General features: G+C 67.0%; 11 protein-coding genes and 2 pseudogenes. 7 read left to right on the top strand and 6 right to left on the bottom strand.

Features of this window, described 5'->3' with window-relative positions; translation table 11 throughout:
• The first annotated feature begins 4 nt into the window (after positions 1-4).
• The 5 genes and pseudogenes from ACVPT3_RS08540 to ACVPT3_RS08520 all read left to right on the top strand — a co-directional run.
• Positions 5-1,381, top strand: coding sequence for a formimidoylglutamate deiminase (locus ACVPT3_RS08540; RefSeq protein WP_492043704.1), 1,377 nt, complete (start codon positions 5-7; stop codon positions 1,379-1,381).
• On the top strand, positions 1,378-2,100 hold the full coding sequence (gene hutC / locus ACVPT3_RS08535) for a histidine utilization transcriptional repressor HutC (protein ID WP_492043703.1): 723 nt from the start codon (positions 1,378-1,380) through the stop codon (positions 2,098-2,100). The genes ACVPT3_RS08540 and hutC overlap by 4 nt, the downstream gene beginning before the upstream one ends.
• On the top strand, positions 2,097-3,308 hold the full coding sequence (gene hutI / locus ACVPT3_RS08530) for an imidazolonepropionase (RefSeq protein ID WP_492043702.1): 1,212 nt from the start codon (positions 2,097-2,099) through the stop codon (positions 3,306-3,308). The genes hutC and hutI overlap by 4 nt, the downstream gene beginning before the upstream one ends.
• A 37-nt stretch (positions 3,309-3,345) precedes the next feature.
• Positions 3,346-5,391: pseudogene (locus ACVPT3_RS08525) on the top strand (DNA methyltransferase); the annotation flags it as partial.
• A 240-nt stretch (positions 5,392-5,631) separates the two neighbouring features.
• A pseudogene (locus ACVPT3_RS08520) lies at positions 5,632-6,729 on the top strand (phytoene desaturase family protein); the annotation flags it as partial.
• Between the two features lie 10 nt (positions 6,730-6,739).
• Here ACVPT3_RS08520 and ACVPT3_RS08515 read toward each other — a convergent pair.
• Together ACVPT3_RS08515 and ACVPT3_RS08510 are read right to left on the bottom strand one after the other, a co-directional pair.
• The gene (locus ACVPT3_RS08515) at positions 6,740-7,117 is read right to left on the bottom strand and encodes a response regulator (RefSeq protein ID WP_492043701.1); all 378 of its coding nucleotides are present in this window, start codon (positions 7,115-7,117) and stop codon (positions 6,740-6,742) included.
• Complete coding sequence (locus tag ACVPT3_RS08510; protein WP_492043700.1) at positions 7,114-8,613, bottom strand: sensor histidine kinase; 1,500 nt, start codon at positions 8,611-8,613, stop codon at positions 7,114-7,116. Before ACVPT3_RS08510 ends, ACVPT3_RS08515 begins: the two co-directional genes overlap by 4 nt.
• Positions 8,614-8,807: 194 nt before the next feature.
• Here ACVPT3_RS08510 and ACVPT3_RS08505 point away from each other — a divergent pair, with 194 nt between their 5' ends.
• Positions 8,808-10,307 (top strand): carboxylesterase/lipase family protein, encoded by a 1,500-nt coding sequence (locus ACVPT3_RS08505; protein WP_492043699.1) that lies wholly within the window; start codon positions 8,808-8,810, stop codon positions 10,305-10,307.
• Positions 10,308-10,314: 7 nt separating this feature from the next.
• Here ACVPT3_RS08505 and gor read toward each other — a convergent pair whose 3' ends face one another.
• The 4 genes from gor to glmU form a co-directional block, all read right to left on the bottom strand.
• On the bottom strand, positions 10,315-11,697 hold the full coding sequence (gene gor / locus ACVPT3_RS08500) for a glutathione-disulfide reductase (RefSeq protein ID WP_492043698.1): 1,383 nt from the start codon (positions 11,695-11,697) through the stop codon (positions 10,315-10,317).
• Between the two features lie 164 nt (positions 11,698-11,861).
• The gene (locus ACVPT3_RS08495) at positions 11,862-12,446 is read right to left on the bottom strand and encodes an energy transducer TonB family protein (RefSeq protein ID WP_492043697.1); all 585 of its coding nucleotides are present in this window, start codon (positions 12,444-12,446) and stop codon (positions 11,862-11,864) included.
• Positions 12,443-13,126 (bottom strand): ribose-5-phosphate isomerase RpiA, encoded by a 684-nt coding sequence (rpiA, locus tag ACVPT3_RS08490; RefSeq protein WP_492043696.1) that lies wholly within the window; start codon positions 13,124-13,126, stop codon positions 12,443-12,445. The genes ACVPT3_RS08495 and rpiA overlap by 4 nt, the downstream gene beginning before the upstream one ends.
• Entirely contained in the window at positions 13,123-14,475 is a 1,353-nt protein-coding gene (gene glmU, locus ACVPT3_RS08485) for a bifunctional UDP-N-acetylglucosamine diphosphorylase/glucosamine-1-phosphate N-acetyltransferase GlmU (protein WP_492043695.1), read from the bottom strand. Before glmU ends, rpiA begins: the two co-directional genes overlap by 4 nt.
• A 64-nt stretch (positions 14,476-14,539) precedes the next feature.
• Here glmU and ACVPT3_RS08480 point away from each other — a divergent pair, with 64 nt between their 5' ends.
• Complete coding sequence (locus ACVPT3_RS08480; protein ID WP_492043694.1) at positions 14,540-15,253, top strand: HAD-IA family hydrolase; 714 nt, start codon at positions 14,540-14,542, stop codon at positions 15,251-15,253.
• Positions 15,254-15,255 lie beyond the last annotated feature (2 nt).

Raw genomic sequence — 15,255 nt, 5'->3', positions numbered from 1 at the left:
TCCAGTGAGCCCTGAGCCGCAGCCTGTGGATCGCACCCTCTGGTTCGAGGCGGCCCTGCTGCCGGACGGCTGGGCGCGGGACGTGCGGATCGGCCTGGCGGACGGGCGGATCGCCACCGTGACGACGGGGGTCGCGCGTTCGCCGACCGATCAGGGCGGGGGCGCGGCCCTGCCGGGCGTCGCCAATGTCCACAGCCACGCCTTCCAGCGCGCCATGGCCGGTTTGACCGAGGCGCGGGGGCCGTCGGACGACGACTTCTGGACCTGGCGCGAGCTGATGTACCGTTTCCTGGACCGGGGAGGGCCTGAGGAGATCGAGGCCATCACCGCCCTGGCCTTCGCCGAGATGCTGGAAGGCGGGTTCACGCGTGTGGCGGAGTTCCACTATCTCCACAACGACCCGGCCGGCGCCGCCTACGCCGACCGGGGAGAGGTCGCTGCACGGATCGCCGCGGCGGCCCAGGCGGCGGACATTGGCCTGACCCTGCTGCCGGTCTTCTACGCCCACGCCGGTTTCGGCGGTCAACCGCCGTCGTCGGGCCAGAGGCGGTTCATCAATGATCTGGACGGTTTCGCCGATCTGGTCGAGCGGTGCCGACACATCACCGCGGACATGGCGGGTGCGGTCGTCGGGATCGCGCCGCACAGTCTTCGGGCGGTCAGCGCGGACGAGTTGGCCCGTCTGCCCCCTCTGGCGGGCGCAGGGCCGATCCATATCCATGTCGCCGAACAGACCCGCGAGGTCGACGACTGTCTGGCCTGGTCCGGGGCGCGGCCGGTCGAATGGCTGCTGGCCAACGCGCCGGTCGACGCCCGCTGGTGTCTGATCCATTCGACCCATGTGACCGAAGCGGAATGGCGGGGCGTGGCAGCACGCGACGCCGTCGTCGGCCTTTGCCCGATCACCGAGGCCAATCTGGGGGACGGCGTTTTCCCGGCGGTGGATTTTGCGCGGGCCGGCGGACGCCTCGGCGTGGGCACGGATTCCAACGTTCAGATCGGCTTGGCCGAGGAACTTCGGATGTTGGAATACAGCCAGCGGCTGACGCGGCGGGGACGGGCGATGATGGCCGATCCGGGCCGATCCACCGGCCGCGCCCTGTTCGAGCAGGTCCTGGCGGGCGGGGAGCAGGCGAGCGGCGCGCGCTGCGGCCTCTTCGTCGGCGGACCGGCCGATATCGTGTCACTGGACACGCGCAGGATCGCCTTCGCGGGCCGGTCGGGCGACGCCGTTCTGGACAGCTGGATCTTCGGCGCGCCGACGAACAGCGTGGCCTCGGTCTGGCGCGCGGGGCGAGAGGTCGTGCGCGATGGCCGCCATGTGGCGCGGGACGCCATCGAGGCCCGGTATCGCCAGGCCCTCCAGGCGGTGCTGGCGTGACGACCGAACCGCTGCACCGACGTATCTACGCCGATCTGGAAGGCCGTATTCTGTCGGGAGATCTGGCTCCCGGCGAGCGTATTCCGTTCGAACACGAACTGACCGAACGCTACAGTTGTTCGCGGATGACCGTGTCCAAGGCCCTGTCCGAGCTGGCGGGGCGGGGCCTGGTGACGCGCCGGCGCCGCGCCGGCAGTTTCGTCGCCCAGCCCAAGGCTCACGCCGCCTTCCTGGCGATTCCCGACCTGAGAGCCGAGGTAAGACAACGCGGGCAAGTCTATGACTATGCTTTACTGGATCAAACAGAGCGGGAGCCGGTGGATAAGGCCGAGACCGAATTGGCTGCGGGCGGCCGGTTGCTGGAGCTCACCTGTCTGCACAGCGCCGACGCCATTCCCCTGGCGCTCGAACACAGGCTGATCGCTCTGACCGCCGCGCCTCAGGCCAAAACCGTGGATTTCCAATCCGTACCGCCAGGAAGCTGGCTTCTCGACTACGAACCCTGGACCCAGGCGGAGAACCGGATCGGCGCCGTCGAGGCCGACAGCCGTTCCGCGCGTTTGTTGAAGATGAAGCCGGGCGCCGCCTGTCTGTATGTCGAACGCCGGACCTGGCGCGACGGACAGGGGGTGACACGGGTTCGTCAGGTGTTTCCCGGCGACCGCTATGATCTGGTGGCCCTGTTCTCGTCCGCCCATGCCAAGGCTCCGACTCGATGAAGGCCGACCGACTGCTGATCGACTGTCATGCCGCCACCATGGTCGAGGGCGAAGCTCCGTATGGGGCGATCGAAGACGCCGCCGTCGTCATCATGAACGGACGGATCGCCTGGATCGGACCGCGCGCCGAACTGCCGCAGGTCGAGGCGGCCGAGACCGAACGTCTGGACGGCCGCTGGCTGACGCCTGGTCTGGTCGACTGTCACACCCATCTGGTTTTCGGCGGAGACCGGTCCGGCGAATTCGAACAGAGGCTGGGCGGCGCCACCTACGAACAGATCGCCCGCGCCGGCGGGGGCATCGTCTCTTCGGTCGAGGCGACGCGGGCGGCCACGGAAGACATGCTCTTCGCCTCGGCCATGACCCGACTGGCCGGGCTGAAGGCGACGGGGGTGACGACCGTCGAGATCAAATCGGGCTATGGACTGGACCGGGACAGCGAGCTGAAGATGCTGCGCGTCGCCCGTCGCATCGGACGCGAGGGCGGGATCCGCGTCCGCACCTCCTACCTGGGCCTGCACGCCGTGCCCCCCGAGCATCGCGGCGACCGGGACGCCTATGTGGACAAGGCTGTGGATGAAATCCTGCCGGCCGCCCAGGCGGAAGGGCTTGTCGACGCCGTGGACGCCTATTGCGAGCCCATCGCCTTTTCGACCGCCGAGGTGGCTCGCCTGTTCGAAAAGGCGCGGTCGCTCGGTTTGCCGGTCAAGCTGCACGCCGATCAACTTTCGAACGGCGGCGGAGCGGCCTTGGCCGCACGATATCAGGCCCTGTCGGCCGACCATGTCGAACACGCCGACGAGGAGGGGATCGCGGCCATGGCCCAGGCTGGGGTCGTCGCGGTTCTGCTGCCCGGCGCCTTTCTGATGCTGCGCGAGATCCAGGCGCCGCCGGTGGAGCGGCTGCGCGCCCACGGGGTGAGGATGGCAGTGGCGACGGACTGCAATCCCGGCACCTCTCCACTGGCCTCCATGACCGCTGCGCTCAACCTGGCCTGCGTCCAGTTCCGCCTGACGCCGGAGGAGGCGCTTGCGGGAGCGACGCGGGAGGCGGCGCGGGCGCTGGGTCTGCTTGATCGCTGCGGCACGCTGGAAGCGGGCAAGGCCGCAGACCTGGCCGCCTGGGACATCTCCCGCCCGGCCGAACTGGCCTATTGGCTCGGCAAGCCCCTGCTTCACGCGCGCTGGCTGGAGGGGATACGATCTTAAGTTGCATGTACGATTAAAATAACCTTAGGTTGCTTTCATGAGTTGGAAGCAATCTGAGGACGCCGAGGGTTTCATCGCCCACTGGGCGGAGGCGCCGATCAGCGAACGGGCGCAGTATCAGACCTTCATCATCCAGCTGTGCAGACTGATCGGCGCTCCGGCTCCCGATGACGAGCGAATGGGCGACCTCGACTATTGTTTCGAACGCCCCGTCCGTTTCCAGCACGAGGACGGCGCCGGCCACCCTGGCTATATCGACTGCGCCAAACGCGGCTGTTTCGTGCTGGAAGCCAAGCAGTCGCTGAAACGTCGGGACGGGGGACCGCTGGACCCGGCGGTGCAACTGGCGCGTTTCGCACAGCCTGCACGCAAGGGGTGCGCGCCGTCGCCGTATGCGCTGGACAAGTTGATGCGGACCGCAAAGCGGCAGGCCGAGAACTACGCCAAGGCGCTGGACGAGTGGCCGCCTTTTCTGGTCATCGTCGATGTCGGCCGGTCGATCGAGCTGTGGTCGGATTTCGCCCGACAGGGCAAGGCCTATGCGCCCTTTCCCGACCGCGCCAGTTATCGGATCGAGCTGGATCAACTGCGGACGCCGGACGTGCGCGAGCGGCTGAGGCGGGTCTGGACCGATCCCCTGTCCCTGGATCCCGCCGCCCAGGTCGCTGCGGTCACCACCGATATCGCAGCGCGGCTGGCCTGGCTGGTCCGATCGATGCGCCTGCGACAGTCGCGGCCTGACGACGACCGCGTCGTTCGCGCCGCACGGGCCAGTCGCACGGCGCTGTTCGTCATGCAGTGCATCTTCGCCATGTTCGCCGACAGCGTCGGCCTGATCGAGGATCGGGGCTTTCTGGGTTTCCTCGAAAGCTATCGCGGCAAGGCGGACAGATTCGACGAGGCGGCGCGGGTCTTCTTCAGGACCATGGATCGCGGCGGCCACTGTCTGGCGACCCAGCAGCGCATCCGCCAGTTCAACGGCGGACTGTTCAGGACCGTCGATCCCCTGCCGGTTACGGAACAGGAGCTGGACGCGCTTATCGCAGCGGCCAAATGCGACTGGGCCATGGTTGAGCCGGCCATATTCGGCGCCCTGCTGGAACAGGCCTTGGACCCGGGGGAACGGGCCGAATTGGGCGCCCACTATACCCCGCGCGCCTTTGTCGAACGCCTGATCGAACCGACGGTCATGGAGCCGCTGCGCACCGAATGGGAGGCGATCGAGGCCCAGGCCATCGGCCTCTACGTCAAGGGAGACGTCCGCGACGCGAGACGCATGGTCCGCGATTTTCACGATCAGTTGTGCCGGGTGCGCGTCCTGGATCCCGCCTGCGGGACGGGCAACTTCCTCTATGTCGCCATGCGGATGATAAAGGAGCTGGAAGGCGAGGTGCTGGGCGTCCTGGCCGAGATGGGCGAGGCCCAGGGCCGGCTGGGACTGGAGGGCCATGTGGTCAGCCCCGAGCAGTTTCATGGCCTGGAGAAGAACGCCTACGCGGCCTGGATCGCCGAGATGGTGATGTGGATCGGTTATCTGCAATGGCATTTCCGCCTGTTCGGCGACGCTCAGCCGTCCGAGCCGATCCTGAAGGATTTTCGTCGGGTGATCCGCACCGACGCCCTGGTCAGCTGTTCGCGAGTGGACTTGGCGCGCGACGAGGCCAGACGGGTGCTGACGCAACCCGTCGGCCGGCTGTTCGACGAAGCGGCGGACCGTGAGATCGAACACTATGTCGATCCCCACCCCACGCCCTGGCCCGAGGTTCACTTCATCGTCGGTAATCCACCCTTCATCGCCGGCAAGGATCTGAGGGCGGAGTTGGGCGACGGCTATGTGGAGGCGCTGGACATGGTGCGTGGTGGACGTTTCCGCTCGGCCGATCTGGTGACGGCCTGGTGGGACCGGGCGGCCGAGATCCTGACCCGTGAAGGGTCGATCCTTCGTCGGTTCGGCTTCATCACCACCAATTCCGTCACCCAGACCTTTTCACGGCGCGTCATCGAACACCACCTGTCCAGGCGACCGCCGATACGGTTGGTCTTCGCCATACCCGACCATCCGTGGGTCACGGGCGCCGGACGCGCCGATGTGCGGATCGCGATGTCGGTGGTCGAGCGCGGCGCGGCGGACGGGCAGGGACGGTGGCTCGGCGTGGTCGACGAGGCGGACCTGGCCACGGATCTTCCCCGACTGAGCTTCGTCGAGCGACACGGGGTCATCGGCGCGGATCTGATGATCGACAGCGGCCTGACGCGTGCGATGGACCTGAGGGCCAACAGGGGGCGCTGGAAGACGGCCGCTATCTGGCGGCGGGGGGCCGGACGGCTCGGGCGGCGTCTGGCGGGGCTTGATCAGACTGGGCGGCGCGACCTTCTGGATCTGTTCGCCAAGTCGGCGGGCGACTGGCTGGACGGCTGGTTCGAAAGCGAACCGATCAAGGCCCTGTTCGGCTTCGACAGCATCGTCGGCCACTACGCCAGCCCCTACACGCCGGGCTCCGCCTATGTGCTTCTTCATCATGTCTTCGGCGAAGTGAACGGAAAGAAGGGAGTCTGGGGCCATGCGCTGGGCGGGATGGGGGCGATCACCCAGGCCATGGCCCGGGCCTGCGCGGAGCATGATGTCGATATCCGGTTGAATTCCCCCGTCACCGAGATCCTGGCTGGAAAGGGAAGGGCGGTCGGGGTTGTGACCGCATCGGGCGCGGTCGTGAATGCTCGGGCCGTGGTGTCCAATCTTCATCCCCGGCTGTTGTTCGAGACGCTCGTCGATCCGGCGCTCGTCCCCCCGGACTTCGCGGAACGAATGGGGCGGTACGCGTCGGGATCGGGGACCTTCCGAATGAATGTCGCCTTGTCGGAGTTGCCGCGCTTCACGGCTCTGCCTGGATCAGGCGATCACCTGACGGCGGGCATCATCATAGGACCCAGTCTGGCCTATATGGATCGGGCCCACGCCGAGGCGCGGCTGAACGGCTGGTCCTCGAAACCGATCGTCGAGATGCTGATCCCTTCCACCCTCGACGACAGTCTCGCGCCGGACGGGGCCCATGTGGCCAGCCTCTTCTGCCAACATGTGTCGCCGGATCTGGCCGACGCGCACCGCGATACCGTCGCCGATCTGATGATCCAGACAGTCGACGCTCACGCCCCGGGGTTCAAGGCTTCGGTCGTGGCGCGGCTGGCGCTGGGACCGCGCGATCTCGAGCGCCGTTTCGGTCTGGTCGGAGGCGACATATTCCACGGTCGGCTCACCCTGGACCAGCTGTTCAGCGCCAGGCCCGTCCTGGGCCACGCCGACTACCGGATGCCGGTTTCAGGGCTGTACCTCTGCGGATCCGGCGCCCACCCGGGCGGAGGCGTCACCGGGGCGCCGGGCCGCAATGCGGCGATGGCGGTCTTGCGAGACCTGAGACGCTAGACCTGGGACGCTAAACCTGGGCGACGCCCATCGCCTTCATCAGGGCGTCGCGGACGGCGGCCTCGGTGAAGGGCTTCTGGATGGTCGCCGCACCGCGCCATTCCTCCGGCAGGCCGCCTTCACCATAGCCGGTCGAGAAGACGAAGGGCACGCCCCGCGCTCTCAAGGCCTCGGCGACCGGGAAGACCTGACGCCCGGCGACATTAACGTCCAGCAGGGCGGCGTCGAGGTCCACGGTGTCGCGGGCCATGGCTTCGCCGTCGTCGATATTGGACGCGGGACCGACGGGAATACACTCCATGTCCTCGAGAATGGTCTCGAGCAACATGGCGACGAGCGACTCGTCCTCCACCACGAGCACACGGCGGCCGTTAAGCGGTTGGGTCATGAGCCGGGCGTCCTGTCGAGCGGAACCGTCAGTTCCGCAATGAATCCGTCTTTGGCGTAAACCAGATCTATCTCACCCGCCAGATCATGACGAATGTTTCGTTCAATCAATCGACTACCGAAGCCTCTTCTGTCCGGTAACGTAACTTTCGGCCCGTCGATTTCGCGCCAGCTCAGCCTCAGATGGCGGTCGCGTTGATCCCGCACGCCCCAATCGATCAGGATTCGTCCATCCGGAACCGAGAGGGCGCCGAACTTGGCGGCGTTGGTGGCCAACTCATGGATGATCATGCCGAGGGACAGAGCCGTCGCCGGTAGAAGGGGAACGGCCGGTCCGTTCAGGCTGATGCGGGACGGTCCGAAGGCTTCCGTCTCATGTTCGAGCATGGCTCTGAGATCTGCGCCTTCCCAATGGGTTTGCGTCAGCAGATCATGGGTATGGGAAAGCGCCAGTATCCGGGACTGGAAACTCTCGGCGAAGGTGGCGGGGTCTCGGTGCGACCGCGCGGTCTGGATGGCGATCGACTGGACCGTGGCCAGGGTGTTCTTCACCCGATGGTTCAACTCGTCGATCATCAGTTTTTGGCGCTGCGCCGCCAGGACGTTCTCGGTGACGTCGTGCCCCTGGACGAAGATTCCGACGACGGAGCCGTTCTCGTCGCGGATCGGCTGAAAGATGAAGTTCAGATAGAGGGTGTCCAGTGGCCCGCCGGGGGTCCGCTGGAGCAGGGCCCGGCTCTCGCGACCCTCATAGGGCTCGCCCGTTTCGAAGACGGTGTCGAGAACCTCTTGAAATCCTTGTCCGGCTAGCTCCGGCAGGGCCTCTCGCAGAGGTTTTCCGGCGATGTCGCGATGGCCGATCAATCGCCCATAGGCGTGATTGTGCATCTGGACGCGATGATCGCGTCCGGTCAGGATGGCCACGAAGCCCGGCGCCTGCATGAAGATTTCGACCAGGCGGTTGCGCTCGATCTCCAGCCGTCGGTTGTCTTCCTGAACCGACTGGGCGCGACGGAGAACGGAGCCGCCAATGATGGCGTCAAGCGCCGTGACGGGCGCTTCCGGACGAAGAGCGGGCGCAAGATCGGTGATGTCCGTGGTGTGCTGCAGCAGCAGCACCACGTCCCCGTTAGCGTTCAGCAAGGGCGTGTGGGTGGCGCTCCAGATTCGTTCTTCGATGACGGCGCTGCCATCGGGACGGGGGCGGGGCACCGCATAGCGTACGAGGGCGAGGTGGTCGCGCTGTCGCGTATCTCGCGCCTTTTCGAGGGAGGCTCGGACCTGACGCACATTTTCCGGCGCGCTCTCGCTGGAGCCTGAGTCGAAGGCGGTGAACAACGCCTGGCCGAGGATTTCATCGCGACGGGAGCCGGTTACGTCGACATAGGCTTGATTGACGTCGGCGATACGCAGGTCCGGCGTCAGAAGCACATAGGGGTTCGGCGAGGCCTCGAACGCAATCGCCAAGTCGGCGGCTGAGGCGCCCATTTTAGTCATTACAGTCAATCTATACCCCGACCCTACTCACCCCAAACGCGCAAAGGTCCAAAGGGTTCGCCGGCGTACACAGAAAACAAGGTTCACTAGATCGTCATTGGCGTGTCGGGAGAATTTGCTAAGCACGACGCATGACTTTTGCCGGCGCCTTGGCCACCCTCTCGCTCATGATGGCTCAACCGACAGATCAGCCTTTGGCTGACCAGCCCGTTCTCCAGATCGAACAGGGGGTTCTGGCGGGACGATCCGACGCGGGCGTGGCCTCGTTCAAGAACATCCCCTATGCCGAGCCCCCGGTGGCCGAGCGGCGCTGGCGCCCCCCGGGCGCGGCGCCCCGCTGGGACGGCGAGCGGGACGCTTCGACCTATGGCCCGCTGTGCATTCAGGCGACGCCACAGGGCGATCCCGGCGTCGGGCCCCTGCCGATGAGCGAGGACTGCCTCAACCTCAATGTCTGGCGGCCTGTCGACGTCAGCTCCCCCGCACCCGTCATGGTCTGGATCCATGGCGGCGGCCTGGTCAACGGATCGGGCACCGCCGCGCTGTATGACGGCGCCCCTCTGGCGCGCCAGGGCATGGTGGTGGTCACCCTCAACTACCGGCTGGGGCGGTTCGGCTTCTTCGACCACCCGGCCCTGGCGGCAGAACGCCCCGCGGGCGAGCCGGCGGGCAACTACGGCCTGATGGACGTCATCGCCGCGCTGAACTGGGTCAAGACGAACATCTCCGCCTTCGGCGGCGACCCGACCAATGTCACCATCTTCGGCGAGTCGGCTGGCGGGGCCATTGTGACCCGGCTGATGATCTCGCCGCCCGCCCGCGGCCTGTTCGAGCGCGCCATCGTGCAATCGGGGCTGGGACGCGAGCTTCAGACGCCGCTGGATCGCCGCGGCGCCTATGATCTGCCGTCTGCGCGGGAGCGAGGCCAGGTCTGGGCTCATGGACACAATCTGGTGACGGCGGCGGACCTGAGGGCGGCGCCGGTCGAGCAACTGCTGACCCCGGCGCCGGTGTTCGCCAACGGCGATCTGACCCTGATCGACGGCCGGATCGTGCCGTCCACCATCGAGGCCGCCTTCCGCGCCGGGCGTCAGGCTCCGGCGCCTCTGATCATCGGCACCAACAGCGCCGAGTTCTGGTGGATGAAGCCGACGGACCGCAACGGCTATGGCATGATCGACGATGACATGACCTGGCTGGAGCGCGCCATGATCACGGCGGCCTACGGCGGGGAGGCGGGGTTTGATCGGGGCTTCATGACCGACGCGGTCTTCACGGAGCCGGCGCGCCGGCTGGCGCGGTGGCACGCGGCCGCGGACCATGACGCCTATCTCTACCGGTTCGACATCTCCTCCCCGGACAATCCCGAGCCGCACGGCGGGGCGACCCACGCCATCGAGCGCCCCTATGTGTTCGGGACCCTGCCGCTGCTGCCCTATCCCGTGCGAGACGTGGACCGGGAGGCCTCTGCGGCGATGATGGCCTACTGGACCACCTTCGCCCGTTCCGGAGACCCGAACGGCGTGGGGCGGCCCGAGTGGCCGCGAGTCTCAAGCCAGGAGAACCGCCTGATGTGGTTCAGGAACAACGGTCCGGAGGCCGCGCCGGCGCCCGAGGCGGCCCGGCTGGACCTGCTCGAACTGTTCCGGGAGCGACCTCATATCGTCGGCAAACCGGCCCGTACGGAGGACTGAGACGGTCCTAGCCGGCCGAGGTGGCGCTCGACTGCTTCTCCTTCAGCGTGACCAGTTCCTCAGCCATGGTGGGGTGGACGGCGCAAGTGGCGTCCCACTGGGCCTTGGTCAGGCCGGCCTTCACGGCGATGGCGGCGAGTTGGATCATCTCGGGACTGTCCGGCCCGACGATGTGGACGCCGACCACCCGCTGGCTCTCGGCGTCGACGACCAGTTTCATCAGCACGCGTTCCTCGGAGCCGGTGAAGACGTATTTCATCGGCCGGAAACGAGTCACATAGACGTCGACCCCCGACCGGCATGAGCGGCGGGCCTCGGCTTCCGACAGGCCCACGACGCCGACCGGCGGCTGGCTGAAGACGGCGGTCGCGACGGCCTCGTAGTCGAAATGCTGGGGATTGCCGCGATAGACGGTTTCATGGAAGGCGACCGCCTCGCGGATGGCGACGGGCGTCAGGTTCATCCGATCGGTCACGTCGCCGAGCGCCCAGATATTGTCGGCCGTCGTCTTGGAATACGGATCGACCTTGATCGCGCCTTCGTCGTTCAGTTCGACACCGGCAGTCTCGAGACCCAGGTCCTTGACGTGGGGAATCCGGCCCGTGGCGAACATGACCACGTCGGTTTCCAGCTTCATGCCGTTTCCGAGGTGGTTGACCAGCCCGGTGGCGGTCTTCTCGATCTTCTCGTGTTGGCAGCCCAGGATCACCTTGATGCCGCGCTTTTCGATCTCACCGGCCAGATGGGCGCGCACATCGTCGTCGAAGCCGCGCAGGATGTTGGGGCCGCGGTAGATCAGCGTCGTCTCGACGCCCAGACCGGCGAAGATGCCGGCGAACTCGACCGCGATATAGCCGCCGCCCGCGATCAGGATCCGCTTGGGCAGTTCGGGCAGGTGGAAGGCTTCTTCGGAGGTGATGGCGTATTCGATGCCCTCCAGGCCTTCCGGCTTCCACGGGCGTCCGCCTGTGGCGATCAGGATTTTTTCGGCGGTGAAGGTCTGGTTCTTGCCGATGATCTCGACCGTATGGGCGTCCTTCAGCACCGCCCGGCCGTGGACCAGCTCGACCCCGGCCTTGCCCAGATTGGCGGCGTAGATGCCGGACAGGCGCGCGATCTCGACATCCTTGGCCTCCAGGAAGGTGGGCCAGTCGAAGCGGGCGTTGTCGAAGGACCAGCCATAGCCCTCGGCGATCTCCAGCGCGTGGCTGACTTCGGAGGCCATGACCATGAATTTCTTGGGCACGCAGCCCCGGATCACACAGGTGCCGCCGACACGGTACTCCTCGGCGATCGCGACCTTCTTGCCGCCCAGGGCCGTCAGCCGGGCCGCGCGGACCCCGCCGGAGCCTGCGCCGATGACGAAAAGGTCGTAGTCGTATTCGGCCATCGGGTGCTCCGTTCAGACTCGAAAAACAGGGTCTGAATAGTCTGAATCGTCTGAAATTGGTTCCGGTCAAGCCGGGGCAGGCTGTCGGACTTAGGCGCCGAGGCGCGTGCGGACAAGGTTGGCGGACAAGGTTGCCAGACCGTTTACTTCGCCTGACGCCCTTGTCACGAAGACTGCCTCATCTCGTCGTGCAGGATCGTCGTGAAACGTGCGCTCGGCGAACGCTCGCAACGATCAACCGTCTTAGAAAACGCGCTCTCGAATCCGCGCACGCCTGCCAAAGCGGCGTTTAATCCCTGTGCCTGCCGCCGGCTCAGGGTTTCGTAGCCCAACGCCATGACGTAGACGATTGTGTCCTTCTGCGTCCGTTCCGGCCATGCGGCCTCGTACCAGCGAACTTGCCGCGCGAAGGTGTCACACCTCATGGTCAGCAAATCGGTCGGTCGGAATTCCACCGTCATCCGGATGCGAACGGGTTGGGCGGGGTTCTGTCCCACCTTGGCTTCGAGCACCGTGGACAGAGCGTCCGCATCGAGAAACTGCGACCTGGCGCTTTCCCTGATTTCGGCGTCGCGAAATTTACCATCTACTCCGAGAGTAGCCTCCACCACAGCCCGCCCGGTGTGGCCCGCAGCATCGCCCAGTTCGCTGAAACTGACCAAGGGCGCCCGGCGCACCGAGGTCGCCGGGGGCGCCGCAGCCGAAGCCGCATCCTGAAGTGAAAGAGCGGCGAAAAGAAACCGGATCATGGCGTCTTAACTTCCACCCCGTCGTCCGTGCCAATAATCGCCAGATCCGCCAGGTCCAGGAAAAGCCCGTGTTCGACCACGCCGGTGATCAGCTTCAGATCATCGGCCAGCCGGACGGGGTCGTGAATGGCCTTGCAGGCGGCGTCATAGATCAGATTGCCGCCGTCGGTCCGCACCAGGCCGCGATCCGCCTGCCGCACACGCGCCGGCTGGTTGATGTCATGGTCGATCAGGACGTCCGCGATCCGGTTGGCCGTCGTCTTGTGACCGAAGGCGACGACCTCGATCGGCAGGGGGAAGGTCCCCAGGACCGGCACCACCTTGGCGGCGTCGGCGATGACGATACAGCGGCTGGACGCTTCCCACACCAGTTTCTCGCGCAGCAGGGCCGCGCCGCCGCCCTTGATCAGGGCCAGGCCGGGGCCGACCTCGTCGGCGCCGTCGACGGTCAGGTCGATGCGCGGCGTGTCCTCCAGCGTCGACAGGGTCAGGCCCAGTTCGCGCGCCAGGTCGGCGGTCTTTTCCGAGGTCGGGACGCAGCGCAGGCCGGGCAGGTTGCGCGCCGCCAGCGCCTTGACGAACCAGGCGGCGGTCGAACCGGTGCCGAGCCCGACGACCATGCCGGCCTCGACATGGGCGGCGGCGGCTTCGCCGGCGTTCTTTTTCTGGAGATCGCTCACTTGGCTTTCGCGGCCTTTCTGGCTTTGGCCTTTTCGCGGAATGCTGCGCCCGCGCCGGGTTTGTGGGTCTGTCGGGCGCGGCCGAACGCCAGGGCGTCGGCGGGCACGTCCTCGGTGATCACCGAGCCTGAGGCGACGATGGCGCCGTCGCCGATCGCCACGGGGGCGACCAGGCTGGAGTTGGAGCCGACGAAGGCGCCGGCCCCCACCTCGGTACTGGCCTTGTTGAAGCCGTCGTAGTTGCAGAAGATCGTGCCCGCGCCGATGTTGGCGCCCGCGCCGACCGCGCCGTCGCCCAGATAGGCCAGGTGGTTGGCCTTGGCCCCCTCGGCCATCTTGACGTTCTTGACCTCGACGAAATTGCCGACCTTGACCCCCTCGGCCAGGTCCGCGCCGGGGCGCAGCCGGGCATAGGGGCCGACCTCGGCGCCCGAGGCGACGCGGGCGCCCTCGATGTGGCTGAAGCTGCGGATGCGGGCGCCGCCCTCGATCACCGCGCCGGGACCGAAGACCACGAAGGGCTCGATGACCGTCCCCCCGCCGACCTGAGTGTCCCAGGCGAAATGGACGGTGTCGGGCGCGCTCATGGTCACGCCGGCGGCCAGGAAGGTCTCGCGCTGCACCTTCTGGAACAGGGCCTCGGCCTGGGCCAGCTCGCCCTGGGCGTTGACGCCCATCACCGAATCCTCGGCCGCGAACACGGCGCGGGTCGGATGGCCGGCCTTTCGCGCCAGCTCCACCACGTCGGTCAGATAATATTCGCCCTTGGCGTTGTCGTTGCGGACATCGGCCAGCAGGGCGAAGAGCAGGGCGGCCGGGGCGGCCATGACGCCGGAGTTGCAGGCGGTGACCGCCAGGACCTCGGCCGAGGCCTCCTTGGCTTCGGTGATGGCCGTAAGCGTGTCGCCTTCGATAATCAGTCGGCCGTAGGCGCCGGGATCGCGGGCCTGGAAGCCGATGACGGTGACGCCGTCGCCGCCGAAGACCGGCGCGATGTCCGCCGCCTTCAGCAGGGGGACGTCGCCATAGGTGACGACGACGTCGCCATCGAAGCCGGTCAGGGCCTGTTCGGCGGCGCGGACGGCGTGGCCGGTGCCGAGCGGCGGATCCTGGACGGCGATGGCGGCCTCGCCCAGACGCTTCACGACATGTTCCCGGACATCGGGCGAATGGGTCCCGACCACCACGACGATCCGCTGGCAGCCCAGGGCTTCGGCGGCGTCGATGGCGTGGTCCAGCATGGCCCGCCCGCCGACCGGGTGCAGCACCTTGGGCAGGGGCGATTTCATCCGCGTGCCCTGGCCGGCGGCGAGAATGATGGCGGCGCGGGGGCGCGTCTGGCTGGTCATGAATCGTTCCGGCGGCTAGTCGTTCTGCGATCTAGCCCATCATGCGGGCCAGCGGGAGATGTGGATGACCGATCGCGATCTGGAAGGCTGGACGATCCTGTTCGATCTGGACGGGACCCTGGTCGATTCCGCGCCGGACCTGATCGGAACCCTGAACCGTCTTCTGGTCGAGGAAGGCCTGCCGCCCGTGCCGATGAACTCGGCGAAAACCCTGATCGGATCCGGCGCGCGGGCGATGCTGGTCCACGGCTTCGAGGCGGCCGGGGCTTCGGTCGAGCGGGCGAAGTCAGAGGCCCTGTTCGACCGGTTCCTGGTCGATTACGCCGGCCATATCGCCGAGGGGTCCCGGCCATTCGAGGGCGTGGTCGAAACCCTGGAACGACTGAAGGACCGCGGCGCCATCCTGGCGGTGGCGACCAACAAACGGTCGGACCTGTCGGAACTGCTGCTGGAGAAGCTGGACCTGGCCCGGCATTTCGCCGCCATAGTCGGGCCGGACCGGGTCAGCGCGCGCAAGCCGTCCGGCGCCCATCTGCAGGAGGCGGTGACCCGCGTCGGCGGCGATCCCGCCCGGGCCATCATGGTCGGAGACGCCTCGCCCGACGCCGAGGCGGCGCGCGACGCCGGCATGGGGTGCATCCTGGCCACCTTCGGCTATACGCCCGTGCCGGCGGCGGAACTGGGCGCGGACGTGCTTATTGACGCCTTCGAGGATGTCGAGGAGGCGATCGACGGCCTTCTTTCGGACTTCTACGTGCGGCGCGCCCTGTCGTTCTGAGC

Source organism: Brevundimonas sp. FV1ps31S (assembly GCF_058681265.1).
This window is presented reverse-complemented; position numbering and strand designations above follow the sequence as displayed.